Origin of the sequence: Stenotrophomonas rhizophila (genome assembly GCF_003651185.1) — a bacterium.
GTDB lineage: Bacteria > Pseudomonadota > Gammaproteobacteria > Xanthomonadales > Xanthomonadaceae > Stenotrophomonas > Stenotrophomonas maltophilia_Z.
In genome coordinates this window covers 1,650,498-1,669,855 of the sequence record NZ_RCDC01000004.1, presented here as the reverse complement: position 1 = coordinate 1,669,855, position 19,358 = coordinate 1,650,498, and the positions used below count along the sequence as shown (strand labels likewise).

The following is a 19,358-nucleotide window of genomic DNA, read 5'->3' as shown; positions in this document are numbered from 1 at the left end:
CTCTTGAGGATGGCCTGGAATGGAAGCTCTGATTGTCCTGCTGGTGCTGGTACTGCTGGCGATCCCGCTGCTGCTGATCGTGGCGCTGGTGATGATCGCCGGCCTGCGCCGCCGCGTCGCCGCGCTGGAGCAACGCGCGGCAGGCTCGGCCTGGGACGCCACGCCGGCACCCGCCGCGCCCGAACGGCCGCTGCGCTGGGCCGACATTGCGTCGGTCGACACCGTGTCCCCGCCGTTGGATGCCGCGCCGCGCACACCGGACGCGTCACCCATTGCGGTGACTGCCCCCGCTGCGCGCGTTGCGCCACTGGACGAACCGGCGCAGCCGCCCCCGCTGCCGCCCCGGTCTGCACCACCGCCGGCACCTGCCGCACCGCAGGAACCGGGCATCGGCGAGCGCATCATCGGCACCCTCAAACAGTGGTTCACCGAGGGCAATGTGCCGGTCAAGATCGGCATGCTGGTGCTGCTGGCCGGTGTGGCCGCGCTGCTCAAGTACGCCAGCGACCAGGGCTGGTTGAACGCACCGATCGAGCTGCGCCTGGCCGCCATCGCGCTGGCGGCGCTGGCCGGGCTGGTGTTCGGCTGGGTGCAGCGCGATACCCGGCACCTGTTCGCGCTGGCGCTGCAGGGCGGGGCGATCGGCATCCTGCTGCTGACCATTTTCGCCGCGTTCAAGCGCTATGACCTGATCCCCGCCGCGCCGGCGTTCGCGCTCAGTGTGCTGCTGATCGCCGGCATGGGCGTGCTGGCGGTGGTGCAGAACTCGCGCACGCTGGCCGTGCTCGGCATCCTGGCCGGCTTCATGGCGCCGATCTGGCTGTCCACCGGCAGCGGCAATCATGTCGCGCTGTTCTCGTATTACGCGGTGCTCAATGCGGCGATCCTGGCGATTGCCTGGTGGCGACCGTGGCGCGCGCTGAACCTGCTCGGCTTTGCCTTCACCTTCGGCATCGGTACCGCCTGGGGCGTGCTCCAGTACAGCCCGGACAAGTTCGCCAGCACCGAGCCGTTCCTGCTGCTGTTCTTCGCCTTCTACCTGCTGATTCCGATCCTCTATGCGCGCCGGCAGCGTGCGGAGAAACGCGATCTGATCGATGGCAGCCTGGTGTTCGGTACGCCGCTGATCGCGTTTTCGTTGCAGGCCGGTCTGCTGCACGACGATCGCCTGCTGCTGGCGTTGTGCTCGCTGGCACTGGCCGCGTTGTATGCGGGATTGGCGTGGGTGCTGATCAAGCGCGAGCGCTATGCCGCACTGGGTCAGTCGCATGCGGTGCTCGCGGTGGGCTTTGCGACGCTGGCGGTGCCGCTGGCGCTGTCTGCACGGGCCACCGCCAGCGTGTTCGCGCTGGAAGGGGCGGCCCTGGCCTGGCTGGGGCTGCGACAGCAGCGCTGGCTGCCGCAGGTCACCGGTGCGTTGTTGACCTTGGGCGCCGCGTTCGGCTTCGTGGTCGGCGCCGATTACTGGCATCTGGACGCCACGGCCATCGCCAACCCGACCTTCATGAGCGGCCTGCTGCTGGCGGTGGCTGGTTTCGCGGCGGCCTTCAGCTATCGCCGCGCGCAGCAGCAGTCGCCGGCCATCGTGTACTACCTGTGGGGCTTGCTGTGGTGGCTGGGCAGTATCAGCCACGAGATCCTGCGCTTCGTCGCCCACCGCAGCGAGCCCGATGCGCTGCTGATCGCCGCGGCCGTCACCGGTTGGCTGGCCGCCGAGATGCATCGGCGCTGGCCGGCACGCGCACTGGTGCTCACCACGCTGGCGATGGTGCTGGCTGCGTTCCCGTTGGCGCTGTGGCAGGCCGATGTGCATGACCAGCCGTTCGCCGGTTATGGCGCACTGGCCTGGGCGGTGTTCGCGCTGCTGGGCGTGCGCAGCCTGTGGTGTCTGCGCGCAGGCGACGACCGCACGTCGCTGGCGGCGCAGTTCCTGTGGTGGTTGCTGTGGCCGTCCGTGGTGTCGCTGGCCTGCCTGTGGCTGGCCGACCGTTTCGCGCTGGCACAGGGTTGGGGCCTGGCCCTGATGCTGTTGCCGTGGCTGCTCGTCACCGCCGTGGCGCTGTTGCGCTGGCGCTGGCTGACGGTGCCGCTTGGCGAACGCTTCGATCCGATGCGCACGCCGCTGCAGGGCACGTTGTTCGCGGTGCTTGGCGTGAGCTGGGCGGGCCTGTTGCTGGTCCCGGCCGGCGCAGCACCGCTGCCGTGGCTGCCGCTGCTCAACCCGGTGGAACTGGCGCAGATCGCCGTTCTGGTGCTCGCTGCGCGCTGGCTGTGGTCTGCGCAGGCGCCGGATGGCCTGCGTGCGATGCGCATACCGGTGCTGGCGATTGCCGGCTTCGTCGCCCTGACCAGCATCACCCTGCACGCCGTGCATCACTGGGGCGGGGTGCCGTGGAACGAGCGCTTGTGGTCTTCGACCCTCGCCCAGACCAGCCTGACCGTGGTGTGGAGCGTGCTCGGCGTGATCAGCTGGGTGTGGGGCTCGCGCCGCGGGCAACGCGTGCTGTGGCTGGTCGGCGCGGTGCTGATGGGCGTGGTGCTGGCCAAGCTGGTGCTGATCGACCGCCAGCACCTGGGCAACCTGTTGGGCATTTCTTCTTTCATCGCCTACGGCCTGCTGTGCACGGTCGTGGGCTATCTGGCACCGGCGCCGCCGCGCGCGCCGGACCCCGCCGTGGAGCCGCAGTCTTGATGACCTTTCGCCCGCTGATCCTCTTCACCGCGCTGGCGCTTCCGGCGCTGGCCCAGGCCCAGGCCCAGGCCCAGGCCGCCGATGACCGCCAGGCCTATCGCCAGCAATGGCCGCTGCAGCTCGCGCAGCCGCAGGCCGGTGCCTACCGGCTGACGCTCGACGATGGCGTCTACCGCACTGCGGTGTCGCCACGCCTGGCCGACGTGCAGGTGTTCAACGCACAAGGCCAGGCACTGCCTTCGGCGCTGCTGGCTGCCGATCAGCCACTGGCGCAGGCGCCACAATGGCAGACGCTGTCCTGGTTCCCATTGCCGCCGATGGCCGGTACCTCCGGCGATGATCTGCAGCTGCTGACCGAGCGCAATACCGACGGCAGCGTGCGCCGGGTGGAAGCGCTGCTGGGACGCGGTGGCGCGGCCGGGCAACCGGCCGGCTGGCTGATCGACGCCAGCGCGCTGAAGACCGGCGTGCAGGCGCTGCGCCTGGACTGGCAGACACAGTCGCCACTGCAGGCGCGCGTTCGCGTGGAGATGAGCAACGATCTGCGCGATTGGCTGCGCATCGCCGACGATGTGCCGCTGGTGGACCTGCAGCACGAAGGCCGCCGCCTGCAGCAGCGCCGCATCGAGATCGCGCGCCAGGCCAAGTACTTCCGGATCCTGCCGATCGGCGCCGATGCCTTGCCGGCGCTGTCCACGGTGCAGGCCGAGTTGGCGCCGGCCGCGCAGGCGATCGCGTGGCGCTGGCAGTCGCTGACCGGTACCGCCGGCAAACCCGGCGAGTTCGAGTATCAGCTGGAAGGGCGCTTCCCGATCGCGCAGGCCGATATCGCCACCGCCGACAACAGCGTGGTGCAGTGGACGCTGTTGAGCCGCGACGATGCCGATCAACCGTGGCAGGTGCGCGCCGGCCCGTGGGTGGCCTATCAGCTGCAGGACGCCGCCGACCGTCGCCAATCGCAGACCCAGCCACTGGCACGCAGTACGCGTGATCGTTACTGGAAGCTGGTGGCCGGCCAGCCGCAGTCGATGCCGGCACCGACGCTCAAGCTTGGCTACCAGCCCGAAGCGCTGGTGTTCCTCAGCCAGGGCGAGCCGCCGTTTGCGGTGGCCGCCGGCAGCGTGCGTGCCGAGCGCCAGGATGCGCCGGTGGCCACGGTGATCGCGCAGCTGCGCGAGCAGCATGGCGCGCAGTGGCAACCGGCGCAGGCAAGCGTGCAGGGCGCACCGGAAGTACTCGCCGGCGATGCCGCAGTGGCCCCGCAGCGCGACTGGAAACAGTGGCTGCTGTGGGCGCTGCTGGTGATCGGCGTGCTGATCGTCGGTGGCTTCGCGGTCAGCCTGCTGCGCCAGCCGCGTCTTAACGGGGACGGGGGTAGTTAAGCGCGCTTAACTACCTCCGTCCCTGTTATGGATTTGCGATGCACCCGCGCAGCCGGGACAATGATGGTCTGCGCCGCACGGCGCCCTTCCTTCTTCAGAGCCAAAGAGTTGCTTATGTCCATCGTTCGCATGACCGACCTCGATCTCTCCGGCAAGCGCGTGCTGATCCGCCAGGATCTGAACGTGCCGATCGACAACGGCCAGATCACCTCCGAGCAGCGCATCACCGCGTCGCTGCCGACGCTGAAGCTGGCGCTGGAGAAGGGCGCCGCCGTGATGGTGACCTCGCACCTGGGGCGTCCGAAGGAAGGCGTGTGGAGTGAAGCCGAATCGCTGGCCCCGGTGGCGCTGCGCCTGTCGCAGCTGCTGGGTGTCCAGGTGCCGCTGGTGCGTGATTGGGTCGATGGCGTGGACGTCGCGCCGGGTTCCATCGTGCTGCTGGAAAACTGCCGCATGAATGTCGGCGAGGGCAAGGACGATGAAGCGCTGGCGAAGAAGTACGCCGCGCTGTGCGATGTGTTCGTCATGGATGCCTTCGGCACCGCGCACCGCGCGCAGGCCTCCACCCATGGCGTGATCCGCTTCGCGCCGGTCGCCGCTGGCGGTCCGCTGCTGATGGCCGAACTGGACGCGCTGGCCAAGGCGCTGCTCGCCCCGGCCCCGCCGCTGCTGGCGATCGTGGCCGGCAGCAAGGTCAGCACCAAGCTCGAACTGCTCTCCAGCCTGGTCGGCAAGGTCGACCAGCTGATCGTCGGCGGTGGCATCGCCAACACCTTCATCGCGGCCGCCGGTTACCCGGTCGGCAAGTCGCTGTATGAGCCGGACCTGCTGGACACCGCCAAGAAGATCGTCGCCGATGCCAAGGCGCGTGGCGCCGACATCCCGCTGCCGACCGACGTGGTGGTGGCCAAGCAGTTCCTGCCGGACGCCGAAGCCACGGTGAAGGCCGTCGCCGACGTGGCCGAGGATGACCTGATCCTGGATATCGGCCCGGAGACGGCCCAGCACTACGTGGGCCTGATCGCCAAGGCCGGCACCGTGGTCTGGAACGGCCCGGTCGGTGTGTTCGAATTCGAGGCCTTCAGCCATGGCACCGAAGCGCTGGCCCGTGCCATCGCGGCCTCGCCGGCGTTCTCGATCGCCGGTGGTGGCGACACCCTGGCCGCGGTGGACAAGTACGACATCGCCGGCGAGGTGAGCTACATCTCCACCGGTGGCGGCGCGTTCCTGGAGTTCCTGGAAGGCAAGACCCTGCCGGCCGTCGCCGCGCTGGAGGCCCGCGGCTCGTGAGCCGCGCTGTGCTGTTCTTCGATCTCGACGGCACGCTGATCGATTCGGCCGTCGGGATCACCGGGTGCGTGGCGCATGCGCTCACCCAGATGGGCCAACCGGTCCCGCCACAGGCCGAACTACGGCGCTGGATCGGGCCGTCGTTGCGCACCAGCTTCGCGCCGTTGTTCAACGATCCGGCCCAGGTCGAACAGGCGGTGACGTATTACCGCGAGCGCTTCGACGTGGTCGGCTGGCGCGAGCATGAGGTCTACCCGCGGATCGGCCAGGTCGTGCAGGCCTTGAAGGGTCGCGGCCATCGGCTGGCGATCGTCACCGCCAAGAACGAGCCGCACGCCCGGCGCATCGTCGAGCACCTGCCGTTCGGTGACTGCTTCGAGGATGTGATCGGCGCCACCCCGGATGGCAGCCGCAGCGAGAAGCCGCAGCTGGTGGCCGAGGCCCTGCGCCGGCTGTCGCTGACCCCGGCGCAGTGCTGGATGATCGGCGACCGGCGCATGGATATCGAAGGCGCGCGTCATCACGGGCTGCGCAATATCGGCGTGTTGTGGGGCTTCGGCGGTGCCGAAGAGCTCACAGCGGCCGGGGCGGCGCACCTCGCGCAGGCACCGGACGACCTGCTCACCCTGATCGATTGAGGGCCGCGGCGGCGATCCGTACGCCGCCGCATGTCCTGCGCAAAGCCCCGCCGCGATTGGCGCTGGCCGGCGGGCGGTCAGATGACTGTCCGCCCGGTCGTCTCGGGCTGTCTGCAGGACAACGGTGAAACCCAAGCGTGCCAGCGGTGTAATCGTATTCATGGGACGTGATGGGTGTGCTAATTTCACTCCTTTAACGGGAGCCCATTAACCATGATTGAGCGTCAGCGTCGCACCAAGATCCTTGCCACCCTCGGACCGGCGACCGACCCGCCGGGCGTGCTGGAGGATCTCTTCCGCGCCGGCGTGAACGTGGTTCGCCTCAACTTCAGCCACGGTGACCCGTCCGGCCAGGCCAAGCGCGCTGCCGATGTACGTGCCGCCGCCGCCCGCGTGGGCGTGGAAGTGGGCATCCTGGCCGATCTGCCGGGCCCGAAGATCCGCATCGAGCGTTTCGCCGAAGGCAAGATCAAGCTCAAGGCGGGCGACCGCTTCGACCTGGTCGCCTCACCGAACGCACCGGCCGGCGACACCACCCAGGTGGGCGTGAGCTACCTCGGCCTGCCGCAGGACGTGGTGGCCGGTGACATCCTGCTGCTCGACGATGGCCTGATGCAGCTGCAGGTCACCGAAGTGCAGGGCGAGCGCATCATCAACACCGTGCTCAACGATGGCGTGCTGTCCGACCGCAAGGGCCTGAACAAGCAGGGCGGTGGCCTGTCGCTGGGCGCGCTGACCGAGCGCGACAAGGAACTGATCGGCATCGTGGCCAAGATCGGCGTGGATTTCATCGCCGTCTCCTTCTGCCGCAATGCGCAGGACATGAACGACGCGCGCGAGATCGCCGAGTCGCACGGCTGCTACGCCGCGCTGGTTTCCAAGATCGAGCGCACCGAAGCGATCGACAACCTGGAAGAGATCGTCGACGCCAGTGACGTGGTCATGGTCGCGCGTGGCGATCTGGGCGTGGAAATCGGCGATGCCGAACTGCCGGGCCTGCAGAAGAAAATCATCAAGGCCTCGCTGGCGCAGAACAAGGTGGTGATCACCGCCACCCAGATGCTGCAGTCGATGGTCGAAAGCCCGATCCCGACCCGCGCCGAAGTGCTGGACGTGGCCAACTCGGTCATCGACGGTACCGATGCGGTGATGCTCTCGGCCGAAACCGCCGCGGGCATGTACCCGGTCAAGGCGGTCGAAGCGATGGCGCGTATCTGCCTCGGTGCCGAACGCCAGTTCCAGACCGAGACCGATTTCGGCGCCTCGCCGCGCAATCTGGAACGTGCCGACCAGGCGATCGCCATGGCCACCATGTTCCTGTCCCAGCACGTAGGCGTGCGCGCGATCGTGGCGATGACCGAATCCGGTGGCACCGCGCGGTACCTGTCGCGCTTCCGTGCCTCGGCACCGGTGTTCGCGGTGACCCGCCATGACGGCGCCCGCCGCCAGATGGCGCTGATGCGCGATGTGTTCCCGATCAACTTCGACAGCCGCGGCCTGACCCCGCGCGAAGCCGCGCGCGGCAGCATCCGCCTGCTGTTCGAAGCGAACCAGCTGCAGAGCGGCGACCGCGTCGTCTTCACCAGCGGCGAGCACATGGAAACCCATGGCGCCACGAACACGCTGCGCCTGCTGGAAGTGGGCGAAGACGGCCGTGCGAGCGGCCTGGGCGAACTCTAAGGGTACGCGTCATCGCATACGCGCTGTCGCCCCACGGTTTGCGCTGCAAACCGTGGGCCCCTTCTTACCATCTCCCAGACCCCCGCCGCTTCGCGGCCGCCCCCTCACTCAGGGGGCTTTCCCCCAGACACATTCGCTCCCCTGGGCCCGTTTAGGGATGGAATCGTTTCCAGATTCCGTGGACGGTCAGTTCACGGGAGGCGGGGTCTATAATTGGGGTTTTCCCGCACCCGCCACAGGAAGTACATGAGCATCGAACAGCTGGCTGAAACCGCACAGGCCATGGTCGCCCCGGGCAAGGGCATCATCGCGATCGACGAATCCACCGGCACCATCGGCAAGCGCTTCGCCAGCGTCGGCCTGGAGAACACCGAGGAGAACCGTCGCGCCTACCGCGAACTGCTGCTCACCACGCCCAAGCTGAACGAGCACATCTCCGGCGCGATCCTGTACGACGAGACCATCCGTCAGTCCACCAAGGACGGCGTCCCGTTCGCCAAGTACATGGCCGCCCAGGGCATCATTCCGGGCATCAAGGTCGACAAGGGCGCGCATGCCCTGGCCGGCTGCCCGGGCGAGCTGGTCACCGAAGGCCTGGACGGCCTGCGCGAGCGCCTGCAGGAGTACTACAAGCTGGGTGCGCGCTTCGCCAAGTGGCGTGCAGTCATCAACATCGGTGAAAGCATCCCGTCGGGCACCTGCATCGAGTCCAACGCCCACGCGCTGGCCCGTTATGCGGCGCTGTGCCAGGAATGCGGCCTGGTGCCGATGGTCGAGCCGGAAGTGATCATGGACGGCGACCACGACATCGAGACCTGCTACGAAGTCACCGAAGCCACCCTGCGTTCGCTGTTCGACGCGCTGTACCAGCAGAACGTGCTGCTGGAAGGCACCATCCTGAAGGCCTCGATGGTCATCTCCGGCAAGGGCTGCGAAGAGCAGGCCGACGTCGAGGAAGTGGCCGAGTCGACCGTGATGTGCCTCAAGAGCACCGTGCCGGCGATCCTGCCGGGCGTGGTGTTCCTGTCCGGTGGCCAGAGCGATGAGCAGTCCACCGCGCATCTGAACGCCATGAACCAGATGGGCAACCTGCCGTGGCCGCTGAGCTTCTCCTACGGCCGCGCCATGCAGCAGGCCGCGCTGAAGCTGTGGGCCAAGGACACCAAGGCCAACGTCGCCAAGGCGCAGCAGACGATCTTCGATCGCGCCAAGGAAAACGGCCAAGCCGCCCTGGGCAAGTGGAACGGCTGATTCACGCCTGACCACCGTCAACGGAAACGCCGGCCTTGTGCCGGCGTTTTTGTTTGCGCGGTGGTCTGCTCAGTGCGCCGCGGCCGGCGGCAACCCGAGCGCCAGTGGCGCGAAGATCGCCGAGGTTGACGGTTCGACCGGCTGACCCAGCGCGGCCAGCGCCGATTGGTAGGCCTTGTACGTCGCCGCGTTGTAGGCCACCAGGATGATCCGGCGCGGCTGGCGATGCGAGCGCTGCCAGGTAAGGGTTTCGGTGGCGGCGATGTGGGCGGCCTGGTGCAGCGGATAGCCGAACACGCCGCAGCTGATCGCCGGGAAGGCGATCGATTCCAGATCCAGCTTTTCGGCCAGCTGCAGCGATTTCCAGTAGCAATTGGCCAGCAGTGCCGGCTCGTCGCGCAGACCGTCCTGCCAGACCGGGCCGACGGTGTGGAACACATGCCTGGCCGGCAGCTCGAAGGCGGGCGTCTGGCGCACCTCACCGGTCGGGCAGCGCATGCCGGGGCGGATCTCCGGCAGGGCGCGGCAGGCGTCGAGCAGCTGCGGACCGGCCGCGCGATGGATCGCGCCGTCCACGCCGCCGCCGCCCAGCAGGGATTCGTTGGCCGCATTGACGATCGCATCCACCGCCAGGGTCGTGATGTCGCCCTGCCACACTTCGATCTTCATGCGTACCGCTCCTTACGTACTGATACCGGGTCCATACAACGAAATGACGTGCCTGACCTGCACCGTAACCTGCAGGACATCTAGGCTGCGTCATCGTCGTCTCAGGCAGTGCGACCCGGCGAGCGCTGGCTGACCTTCACACGATGCCGCCGGATCGCTTCACCGCAGATGAAGCGCCCCATGCAAAACGCCCGCCGATCAGGGCGGGCGCTTCCTTCCTGCGGACCAACGGGCAGATCAGGGCAGACCGGCCAGCCAGTCGTCGTCGGAGCCTTCGTTGATATCGGCAAACAGCGGGGTGGAGAAGTAGCGCTCACCCGTGTCGGGCAGCATCGCCAGGATCACCGCGCCGGGTGCGGCCTTGGCGGCGATGTCCAGCGCGCTGGCGACCGTGGCACCGGCCGAGATGCCCACGAAGATGCCTTCCTCGGCCGCGAGCCGGCGCGAGGTCTCGATGGCGCGCGCGTCGTCGATGGTCAGCAGTTCATCGTAGACACCGCGGTTGAGCACTTCCGGCACGAAGTCGGGGGTCCAGCCCTGGATCTTGTGCGGCTTCCACTCATCGCCCTTGAGCAGGGCGGCGCCTTCCGGTTCGGTGGCGACGATGCGGGTCTCGGGTCGCGCGACCTTGAGCACTTCGCCGACGCCGGTCAGGGTGCCGCCGGTGCCCCAACCGGTCACGAAGTAGTCCAGCCGCTTGCCGGCGAAGTCGCGCAGGATTTCCGGCGCCGTGGTGTTGCGGTGATAGGCCGGGTTGGCCGGGTTGGCGAACTGGCTGGCCAGGAACCAGCCGTGTTCCTCGGCCAGTTCCTTCGCACGGCGGACCATGCCCGAGCCGCGCTCGGCGGCCGGGGTCAGGATCACCTTGGCGCCGTAGGCGCGCATGAGCTTGCGGCGCTCGATCGAGAAGGTCTCCACCATCGTGGCCACGAACTTGTAGCCGCGCGCGGCGGCCACCATCGCCAGCGCCACGCCGGTGTTGCCCGAGGTCGCTTCCACGATGGTATCGCCGGGCTTGAGCAGGCCCTTGGCCTCGGCGTCGAGAATGATCGCCAGCGCTAGGCGGTCCTTGACCGAGCCGCCGGGATTGAACGACTCGACCTTCGCATACAGGGTGACGTGCTCGGGGGCGAGACGGTGCAGGCGCACCACCGGGGTGTTGCCGATGGTGTCCAGGATGGAGTCGTACAGGGCCATGGGAATGCTCCGCAGAAGTCGTTGCCGCCCGGGGGCCGTGCGGCAGGGGAAAGGGTCGGGCCGGTGGCGGCGCAAGGCGCCCGCGCGCGGCCGGGCCGGGGTCGGTCAGACCGTACCGCTGGCATATGACCGCGCGAAATGACCTGATTACCTTCTTAAACAACGTTTGGTTATAAGCTGGTGACGGCATTTGCCCTACAGTCGGATGGCCCCCTCTCCATGCGCCGTATCGCCCGCCCATGACGCTGACCCAACTTCGCTACCTGGTCGCCATTGCCGACGCCGAGCTGAACATCACGCTGGCGGCGTCCCGTGTGCACGCCACCCAGCCCGGCCTGTCCAAACAGCTCAAGCAGTTGGAGGATGAACTCGGGTTCCTGCTGTTCGTGCGCAAGGGCCGCAGCCTGGAAGCGGTGACCCCGGCCGGCGTGGAAGTGATCGGCCGCGCCCGCGCTGTCCTGGGCGAGGCCAACAACATCCGCACCTATGCGGCCAACCAGCGCCGTGAAAGCCAGGGCCAACTGGTGCTCACCACCACGCATACCCAGGCGCGCTTCGTGCTGCCGCCGGCAGTGGCGCGGATCAAGCAGGCCTACCCGCAGGTCAGCGTGCATCTGCAGCAGGCTGCCGAAAGCGACGCGCTGGACCTGCTCAGCCAGGGCGACGCGGACATCGCCATCATCAGCACCGCCGGCGGTGAGCCCACTGCCGGCCTGGCCATTCCGCTGTACCGCTGGCGCCGGCTGGTGCTGGTGCCGCGCGGACACGCGCTGGACCGCCCGGGCGCCGCGCCGGACCTGCAGGCGCTCGCCAGCCACCCGCTGATCAGCTACGAATCCTCCACCCGCGGCAGCTCCTCGCTGCAGCGCGCCTTCGCCAGCGCCGGGCTGACCCCGGACATCGCCTTGACCGCCCTCGATGCGGATCTGATCAAGACGTATGTGCGCACCGGCCTGGGCGTGGGCCTGCTGGCGGAAATGGCGGTCAACGCCAGCGATGAAGACCTGCGGTCCTGGCCGGCCCCGGCGCCGATCGACGAGTGCATCGCCTGGGCCGTGCTGCCGCGCGATCGCGTGCTGCGCGATTACGCGCTGGAACTGGTGCATGTCCTCGCCCCGCAGATCGACACCCGCGACCTGCGCCGGGTGATCGACGGCAACCAGGAAGCCAACTGGCCGCTGCCGCCGACCTGGGAATCACTGACGCAGACCATCACCGTCTAGCGACGGTGATGGCTGCCCGCGCATTCCCCCTCTACCCCGCGCCGTTGGCGCCCCCCTTCAACAGAAGGGGGCTTTTCTCCAGAGGGGGTGAGGGGTTCGGTGGGCGCTTCGAAAGGGCCGCTGCGACGGTTGGTCGCAGGGCTTCGGGCTGCCCTGCCAACGGTCGGGCGCTACCATGACTGGGTGAACGTCCGCCGTCGCCCGTATGCCGTTTTTCTGCAGCTTGCCTTCGTGGCGACGCTGCTGATGGCGCTGGCGCCGCTGGTCAGCCGCTGGCAGCAGGCGCATGCAGGGGCGCCGGTGATGCTGATGCCGACCGGCATGACCCACGCGATGCCGGTGCCGCCCGATGCCCACGCCGGGCACGACATGCAGCACGACATCGCGCAGCGCGACGTGCACCACCACGACATGCAGCAGCACGACATGGCGATGCAGCCCATGCCGATGCACGCCCTGCCAAGCGCCCACGACACCCCCGCATCGTCGCCGCCGATGAGCGAGCATGCCGGGCATGGCGACGCCTGCGAGTACTGCATGATGGCCTCGCGGCTGATGCCGTGGCTGGCGGTGCTGATCCTGCTGTTGCCGGCGATGCCGGTCATTGCACCGCGCGTGCTGCGCGCGGTGCCCACGCCACGCAGCCTGCGCTGGCCCGCCCACGCCGCACGCGGCCCGCCCGCGATCTCCTGAATCCACCGCCTTTTCTGCCTGTGTCGCCGTGATGGCGGCGCGTGCCTGCGTGCTTTTCTGGAGTTCCACCATGAACGTTTCTTCCCGCAGCGCGGGCGCACTGACGCGCCTGTCTGTTTCCCTGTCGCTGGCCCTGGTCGCGCTGCCGCTGCATGCCGCCAACGACGACGCCCGCACCCTCGATACGCTGGTCGTCACCGCCACCGCGCCCTCATCGCCGCTGCACTGGGTCACCGATCCGCGCCTGCCGCGGCAGCCGGTGCCGGCCAGCGATGGCGCTGATTATCTGAAGACGGTTCCCGGCTTCTCGGCGATCCGCAACGGCGGCACCAACGGCGATCCGGTGCTGCGCGGCATGTTCGGTTCGCGCCTGAACATCGTCAGCAACGAAGGCAATCTGATCGGTGCCTGCCCCTCGCGCATGGACAACCCGCTGTCCTACATCGCACCGGAAACCTTCGATCGGTTGACCATCATCAAGGGGCCGCAGAGCGTGCGCTGGGGCGCCGGTGCCTCGGCCGGCACGGTGCGCTTCGAGCGCGATACCCCGCGTTTCGATCAGCCGGGCATGGATATCAACGCCAGCGCCCTGGTCGGCTCGCGCAACCGCAATGACCAGGTGCTGGATCTCACCGCCGGCGCTTCGCCGGGCTATGTGCGCGTCAACGGCAACCGCTCCGAATCGGATGACTACAAGGACGGCAACGGGGATGTGGTGCCCTCCAAGTGGCGCAAGTGGAACAGCGATGTCGCCGTCGGCTGGACACCTGATGCCGATACCGTGCTGGAACTCTCGGCCGGCACCGGCGATGCGATCGCGCGTTACGCCGGCCGCGGCATGGACGGTGCCGCGTTCAAGCGCACAAGCTACGCCGCCCGCTTCGAGAAGGACAACCTGCCCGGTGCATGGGACAAGCTGCAGGCCAACGTGTACTACAACGACGCCGACCACGTGATGGACAACTACACGCTGCGCACGCCGAACCCGGCCAGCAGCATGCCGATGCCGATGGGCTCCAACGTTGATCGCCGCACCACCGGTGGCCGTATCGCCTCGGAATGGCGCTGGCAGGACATCGCCATCGTGGCCGGCGTGGACGCGCAGGACAGCCGCCATCGCAGCCGCAACGCGATGGGTCGCAACGTGTACCGCCAGCAGCCGTGGCGTACCGATGCACGCTTTGAGAACCTCGGGGCGTTCACCGAGATCACGCTGGGCGAGGGCACCGCGCAACGCTGGGTCGGTGGGTTGCGCATCGACCGTGCCGAGGTGAAGGATGAGCGCGCCACCGCCGGCATGATGGCGATGCCGAACCCGACCGCCGGGCAGACCCGTCGCGAGAACCTCGGCAGCGGCTTCGTCCGGTTCGAGCGCGACATCGCACCCGCGTTGACCTGGTACGCCGGCGTCGGCCACAGCGAGCGCATGCCCGACTACTGGGAACTGTTCTCGCCGAATCTCGGCCCGGCCGGCGCGATCAACGCCTTCACCGGCGTGCAGCCGGAAAAAACCACCCAGCTCGATCTGGGCCTGCAGTACCGCACCGACCGCCTCAACGCCTGGGTCTCGGCGTATGCCGGGCGCCTCCAGGACTACATACTGTTCACCTACCGCGACGGCGGCATGATGGGCAGCACCAGCCAGGCCAGCAATGTCGATGCGCGCATTGCCGGCGCCGAGGCGGGCGCGGAGTGGCAGCTGGCGCAGCAGTGGAAACTCGGCGGCACGCTGGCCTATGCCTGGGGCGAGAACCGCAGTGACGGCCGCGCGCTGCCGCAGATGCCGCCGCTGGAAGCCCGGCTCAGCACCGCCTGGGAAGGCGAGCGCTGGACCGTGGGGGCGCTGGCACGCGCGGTCTCGCGTCAGGGCCGGGTCGCGGCGGGGCAGGGCAACGTGGTCGCCCGCGATCTCGGCCCCAGCGCCGGCTTCGCCACCCTGGCCGTGAACGCCAGCTACCGGGTCAACGAGGCGCTGCTGGTGAGTGCGGGCGTGGACAACCTGTTCGACCGCGCCTACAGCGAGCATCTGAACCTGGCCGGCAGCGCCGATTTCGGCTTCCCGGCCGATCCGGTGCGCATCAACGAACCTGGCCGCACCGCCTGGCTGAAAGTGAACTATCGTTACTGAGTACGTTGGCCGGGTGGGGGACCTGTCTCCCGCCCGGCGCCCGGCGCCGCTGGATCCGACACCCCGGCGCGTGCCGCGCACTTCGACATGCGTCGATACATGGCGATACATCCTGTGCAGGCCCCAGCACGGAAAGGCCTTCGCCCGTCACCGGCAGATGTGAACAGGCCGGTAAACGCTTGGCACATATGCCCCGGCTCGACCCCTCTATACACTCGGCGGTCGAGAAACAACCGGGATTGCATCACATGTTGGGACGCATCGCAGCGCGCTTCGCCGCTGGCATCGCCTTGGTCGCTTTGGCAGGGTGTGGCAGTAAAGACGAGGCCGCTCGCCGGCAGGCAGACGCCGTACCGGTCACCACCCAGGTGGTGAAGGCTTCGGCATGGAGCGACACGCTGCAGGCACTGGGCACGGCGAAGGCGCGCGAGTCGGTGACGGTTACCGCCAAGGTCAGCGAAATCATCGAGACGGTGCACTTCGAAAGTGGCCAGCAGGTCAGTGCCGGCACGCCGCTGGTCACCCTGCGCGGCCAGGCCCAGGAAGCCGCGCTGCTGCAGGCCCAGGCCACGTTCCTGGAGGCGGACCAGCTGTACAAGCGCCAGCGCGAACTCGCCGCCCAGCAACTGGTGGCCAGCTCCACGCTGGACACGCAGCGCGCCATCCGCGACGCCGCTGATGCCCGCGTGCGCGAAATGCAGTCCGACATCGGCGACCGCCGGGTGCGTGCGCCGTTCGCCGGCGTGCTGGGCATCCGCCAGGTGAGCGCCGGTTCGCTGGTCACCCCCAGCACCGCGATCACCACGCTCGATGACATCGAGCGCATGCACGTTGACTTCCAGGTGCCCGAAGCCGAGCTGGCCTCGCTGAGCACCGGCGACAAGGTCAACGCGACCAGCGTGGCGTATCCGGGCCGCAACTTCGAAGGCAAGGTCGCCACCATCGATACCCGCGTGGATCCGGGCACGCGTGCGGTCACCGTGCGTGCGGACTTCATCAATGCCGATCACGCACTGCGCCCGGGCATGCTGCTGGATGTGCGCATGTTCCGCCCCGAGCGCCAGGCGCTGGTCATCCCTGAAATCGCGGTCGTCCAGGTCGGACGCGATTCCTACGTGTTCAGGGTCACGCCGGACCAGAGCGTGGAGCGTGCCGACATCGTCGCCGGCGGGCGCCGCAGCGGTGTGGTGGAAATCCGCGAAGGCCTCGCCGTGGGTGACCGCATCGTGGTGGACGGCACCGGCAAGCTGCGCCCGGGCCTGAAGATCCAGGCCGAAGACGCTGCACCGGTCGCGCCGGCCGCGGCCGCGTCGGCCGAACCGGACACCGCCGGATGAAGCTTTCCGACGTTTCCATCCAGCGGCCGGTCTTCGCCGTGGTGATGAGCCTGCTGCTGGTCGTGCTGGGCTTCATGTCATTCACGCGTTTGACCCTGCGCGAACTGCCTGCGATCGATCCGCCGATCGTCTCGGTCTCGGTCGATTACACCGGCGCGTCGGCAGCGGTCATCGAAAGCCGCATCACCCAGGTACTGGAAGATGCGCTGGCCGGCATCGAAGGCATCGATACGATCAACGCGCGCAGCTCCAACGGGCGCTCGCAGGTCAGTATCGAATTCACGTCCAACCGCGATATCGAAGCGGCCGCCAACGATGTGCGCGATGCGGTCAGCCGCGTTGCCGACCGCATGCCCGAAGAGGCGCGGCCGCCGGAAATCGCCAAGGTCGAGAGCGACGCCGACCCCATCATCTGGCTCAACATGAGCTCGACCTCGATGGATACGCTGGAGCTGAGCGACTACGCCGACCGCTACATCGTCGACCGCTTCTCCAGCCTGGATGGCGTGGCCCAGGTGCGTATCGGTGGCCGCCAGCGCTATGCGATGCGGATCTGGCTGGACCGCGACCAGCTCGCCGCGCGCGGCCTCACCGTGGGCGATGTGGAAAGCGCGCTGCGCAACGAGAACGTGGAACTGCCGGCTGGCCGCATCGAATCGGCCGACCGCGATTTCACCCTGCGCGTGGAGCGCAACTACGTCAAACCCGAGGACTTCGCCGGCATCCCGCTCGGCAAGGGCACTGATGGGTACGTGGTGCGCATGGGCGATGTGGCCAAGATCGAACTGGCCTCGTCTGAGCGCCGGGCCTACTACCGCAGCAATGGCGAGCCGAACATCGGCCTGGGCATCGTCAAGACCTCCACCGCCAACGCGCTGGATGTCGCCCGTGAAGCGCGCGCGGAAGCCGACCGGATCAGCAGCACGCTGCCGGAAGGCACCCGCATCTTCGTGGCCTTCGACAACACCACTTTCATCGAGGCCGCGGTCGATCGCGTGTACGCCACGCTGGTCGAGGCGATGCTGCTGGTGCTGGCGGTGATCTGGCTGTTCCTGGGCAGTTTCCGCGCCGCGTTGATTCCCGCGGTGACGGTGCCGGTCTGTCTGATCGCGGCCTTCATCGCGCTGTATGCCTTCGGTTTTTCGATCAACCTGCTGACCCTGCTCGCGCTGGTACTGTGTATCGGCCTGGTGGTGGATGACGCCATCGTCGTGGTGGAGAACGTGCAGCGCCGCATCGATCTGGGCGAGCCGCCGCTGGTCGCCTCCAAACGCGGCACCACCCAGGTGGCGTTCGCGGTCATCGCCACCACCGCGGTGCTGGTCGCGGTGTTCCTGCCGGTCGGCTTCCTGGAAGGCAACACCGGTCGCCTGTTCCGCGAGCTGGCCGTCGCACTGGCCGCGGCGGTGGCGCTGTCGGCGTTCGTGTCGCTGACGCTGACCCCGATGATGGCCTCCAAGCTGCTCAAGCCGCACACCGGCCAGGCACCGAAGGGCCTGCACGGGGTGATCAACCGCAATCTGGATCGCCTGTCGGCCGCCTACGGGCGTTTCCTGGAAGCGCATGTGACCCGCACGTGGGTCTATATCGTGGTGATGATCCTCTCGCTGCTGGCCAGCGCGCTGCTGCTCAAGGTGCTGCCGTCCGAGCTGGCCCCGGCCGAAGACCGCGGCTCCTTCCAGATCATGATCGATGGCCCGGAAGGTGCGGGCTTCGATTACACCGTCGGCCAGGTCCAGCAGGTCGAGAAGATCGTTTCCGGTTTCGTCGGCGAAGATGAGCCGATCGTGCGTGCCAACCCACGCGTGCCCGGCGGCTGGGGCTCCAGCGAGGAAATGCATACCGGCCGCATCAGCGTGTTCCTGCAGCCCTGGCGTCAGCGCGATGTCTCCACCCCGGATGTAGCGGCCGAGCTGCAGACCCACCTCAATGACCTGCGGGGCGTGCGCGTGCGTACCCAGGTGGGTGGCGGTCTGGTGCGCAGCCAGGGCCAGCCGTTCCAGATCGTGCTGGGTGGCCCGGAATACGCGGAGATCGCGCAGTGGCGTGACCGCATGCTGCTGCGCATGGCCGACAACCCTGGCCTGGTCGGTGCGGACTCGGATTACAAGGAAACCCGCCCGCAGATGCGCGTGAACATCGATCGCCAGCGTGCGGCCGATCTGGGCGTATCGGTCACCGCGATCGGCAGCGCGCTGGAAACCATGATGGGCTCGCGCCGCGTCACCACCTTCGTCGACAACGGCGAGGAGTACGACGTGCTGGTCCAGGCCGGGCGCGACGGCCGCGCCTCGCCGTCGGATCTGGCCGCGATCCGCGTGCGTGCCAGTGGCGGCGAACTGGTCCCGCTGTCCAACCTGGTCACGCTCAGCGAAGTGGCCGAAGCCGGCAGCCTCAACCGCTTCAACCGGCTGCGCTCGATCACCATCAACGCCGGCCTGGCCCCGGGCTATCCGCTGGGCGAGGCCATCGCCTGGGCCCAGCAGGTGGCCAGTGAAGAGCTGCCGCAGCATGCGCAGATCAGCTGGAAGGGCGAATCGCGCGAGTACCAGAACGCGGGCAGCGCCGTGCTGCTGACCTTCGCGATGGCGCTGCTGGTGGTGTTCCTGGTGCTGGCTGCGCAGTTCGAGAGCTTCATCCACCCGCTGGTGATCATGCTGACGGTGCCGCTGGGCGTGCTCGGCGCGCTGCTGGGGCTGTATGTCAGTGGTGGCACGATCAACCTGTTCAGCCAGATCGGCATCGTGATGCTGGTGGGCCTGGCGGCCAAGAACGGCATCCTGATCGTGGAGTTCGCCAACCAGCTGCGCGATGAGGGCCGCAACGTGCACCAGGCCATCGTCGAATCGGCGATGGTGCGCCTGCGCCCGATCCTGATGACCTCCATCGCCACCGTGGTCGGTGCGATCCCGCTGGTGGTGGCCGGTGGCCCGGGCTCGGCCAGCCGCGGCACGATCGGCGTGGTGGTGATCTTCGGCGTGACCGTGTCCACGTTCCTGTCGCTGTTCGTGGTGCCGGCGTTCTACTCGCTGCTGGCCCCGTACACCCGCTCGCCGGAAGCCGTGGCGCGTGAACTGGCTCGCCAGGAAGCGCAAACGCCCTCGGTCGGCGGCCATGCCTGACCCGAATGGGCGGCATGGCCGCCCATTCATCGAAATTGCCACTACGCACTCCGGCG

13 protein-coding genes are annotated in these 19,358 nt (G+C 68.1%); 11 read left to right on the top strand and 2 right to left on the bottom strand.

Features of this window, described 5'->3' with window-relative positions:
- Positions 1–19: 19 nt before the first annotated feature.
- The 6 genes from BCL79_RS07405 to BCL79_RS07380 all read left to right on the top strand — a co-directional run bounded on the left by BCL79_RS07405 (position 20) and on the right by BCL79_RS07380 (position 8,933).
- Positions 20–2,692, top strand: coding sequence for a DUF2339 domain-containing protein (locus tag BCL79_RS07405; protein ID WP_121039369.1), 2,673 nt, complete (start codon positions 20–22; stop codon positions 2,690–2,692).
- Positions 2,692–4,074: a DUF3999 domain-containing protein gene (locus tag BCL79_RS07400; RefSeq protein WP_428999411.1), complete on the top strand. Its 1,383-nt coding sequence runs from the start codon at positions 2,692–2,694 to the stop codon at positions 4,072–4,074. Before BCL79_RS07405 ends, BCL79_RS07400 begins: the two co-directional genes overlap by 1 nt.
- Positions 4,075–4,188: 114 nt before the next feature.
- Entirely contained in the window at positions 4,189–5,364 is a 1,176-nt protein-coding gene (locus tag BCL79_RS07395; RefSeq protein WP_121039363.1) for a phosphoglycerate kinase, read from the top strand.
- Positions 5,361–6,002 (top strand): HAD-IA family hydrolase, encoded by a 642-nt coding sequence (locus BCL79_RS07390; RefSeq protein WP_121039360.1) that lies wholly within the window; start codon positions 5,361–5,363, stop codon positions 6,000–6,002. The genes BCL79_RS07395 and BCL79_RS07390 overlap by 4 nt, the downstream gene beginning before the upstream one ends.
- Before the next feature lie 213 nt (positions 6,003–6,215).
- Positions 6,216–7,682, top strand: a complete 1,467-nt coding sequence (gene pyk / locus BCL79_RS07385) for a pyruvate kinase (RefSeq protein ID WP_121039358.1) — start codon at positions 6,216–6,218, stop codon at positions 7,680–7,682.
- A 246-nt stretch (positions 7,683–7,928) separates the two neighbouring features.
- Positions 7,929–8,933 carry a class I fructose-bisphosphate aldolase gene (locus BCL79_RS07380; protein ID WP_121039354.1) on the top strand — a complete coding sequence of 335 codons (1,005 nt, stop codon included), beginning with the start codon at positions 7,929–7,931 and terminating at the stop codon, positions 8,931–8,933.
- Positions 8,934–9,002: 69 nt separating this feature from the next.
- On the opposite strand, the gene BCL79_RS07375 is transcribed toward BCL79_RS07380, so the two are convergent.
- A complete protein-coding gene (locus BCL79_RS07375) occupies positions 9,003–9,602 on the bottom strand; it encodes an O-acetyl-ADP-ribose deacetylase (RefSeq protein ID WP_121039351.1) in 600 nt (199 codons plus the stop codon).
- A 237-nt stretch (positions 9,603–9,839) separates the two neighbouring features.
- Positions 9,840–10,799 carry a cysteine synthase A gene (gene cysK / locus BCL79_RS07370; RefSeq protein WP_121039348.1) on the bottom strand — a complete coding sequence of 320 codons (960 nt, stop codon included), beginning with the start codon at positions 10,797–10,799 and terminating at the stop codon, positions 9,840–9,842.
- A gap of 239 nt (positions 10,800–11,038) precedes the next feature.
- Here cysK and BCL79_RS07365 point away from each other — a divergent pair, with 239 nt between their 5' ends.
- The 5 genes from BCL79_RS07365 (at position 11,039) to BCL79_RS07345 (ending at position 19,302) form a co-directional block, all read left to right on the top strand.
- A complete protein-coding gene (locus tag BCL79_RS07365; protein ID WP_121039345.1) occupies positions 11,039–12,022 on the top strand; it encodes a LysR family transcriptional regulator in 984 nt (327 codons plus the stop codon).
- A gap of 246 nt (positions 12,023–12,268) precedes the next feature.
- Positions 12,269–12,715 (top strand): hypothetical protein, encoded by a 447-nt coding sequence (locus BCL79_RS07360; RefSeq protein WP_428999448.1) that lies wholly within the window; start codon positions 12,269–12,271, stop codon positions 12,713–12,715.
- A 70-nt stretch (positions 12,716–12,785) separates the two neighbouring features.
- The gene (locus BCL79_RS07355; protein WP_121039339.1) at positions 12,786–14,843 is read left to right on the top strand and encodes a TonB-dependent copper receptor; all 2,058 of its coding nucleotides are present in this window, start codon (positions 12,786–12,788) and stop codon (positions 14,841–14,843) included.
- 248 nt (positions 14,844–15,091) lie between these two features.
- A complete protein-coding gene (locus BCL79_RS07350) occupies positions 15,092–16,180 on the top strand; it encodes an efflux RND transporter periplasmic adaptor subunit (protein ID WP_121039337.1) in 1,089 nt (362 codons plus the stop codon).
- A complete protein-coding gene (locus BCL79_RS07345) occupies positions 16,177–19,302 on the top strand; it encodes an efflux RND transporter permease subunit (RefSeq protein ID WP_147433867.1) in 3,126 nt (1,041 codons plus the stop codon). Before BCL79_RS07350 ends, BCL79_RS07345 begins: the two co-directional genes overlap by 4 nt.
- Positions 19,303–19,358: the final 56 nt, after the last annotated feature.

Excerpts from the sequence above, each read along its gene's own strand:
- BCL79_RS07405 (WP_121039369.1), top strand. The coding sequence starts at position 20 with ATGGAAGCTCTGATTGTCCTGCTGGTGCTGGTACTGCTGGCGATCCCG.
- BCL79_RS07400 (WP_428999411.1), top strand. The coding sequence starts at position 2,692 with ATGACCTTTCGCCCGCTGATCCTCTTCACCGCGCTGGCGCTTCCGGCG.
- BCL79_RS07395 (WP_121039363.1), top strand. The coding sequence starts at position 4,189 with ATGTCCATCGTTCGCATGACCGACCTCGATCTCTCCGGCAAGCGCGTG.
- pyk (WP_121039358.1), top strand. The coding sequence starts at position 6,216 with ATGATTGAGCGTCAGCGTCGCACCAAGATCCTTGCCACCCTCGGACCG.
- BCL79_RS07380 (WP_121039354.1), top strand. The coding sequence starts at position 7,929 with ATGAGCATCGAACAGCTGGCTGAAACCGCACAGGCCATGGTCGCCCCG.
- BCL79_RS07375 (WP_121039351.1), bottom strand. The coding sequence starts at position 9,602 with ATGAAGATCGAAGTGTGGCAGGGCGACATCACGACCCTGGCGGTGGAT.
- cysK (WP_121039348.1), bottom strand. The coding sequence starts at position 10,799 with ATGGCCCTGTACGACTCCATCCTGGACACCATCGGCAACACCCCGGTG.
- BCL79_RS07365 (WP_121039345.1), top strand. The coding sequence starts at position 11,039 with ATGACGCTGACCCAACTTCGCTACCTGGTCGCCATTGCCGACGCCGAG.
- BCL79_RS07360 (WP_428999448.1), top strand. The coding sequence starts at position 12,269 with ATGGCGCTGGCGCCGCTGGTCAGCCGCTGGCAGCAGGCGCATGCAGGG.
- BCL79_RS07355 (WP_121039339.1), top strand. The coding sequence starts at position 12,786 with ATGAACGTTTCTTCCCGCAGCGCGGGCGCACTGACGCGCCTGTCTGTT.
- BCL79_RS07350 (WP_121039337.1), top strand. The coding sequence starts at position 15,092 with ATGTTGGGACGCATCGCAGCGCGCTTCGCCGCTGGCATCGCCTTGGTC.
- BCL79_RS07345 (WP_147433867.1), top strand. The coding sequence starts at position 16,177 with ATGAAGCTTTCCGACGTTTCCATCCAGCGGCCGGTCTTCGCCGTGGTG.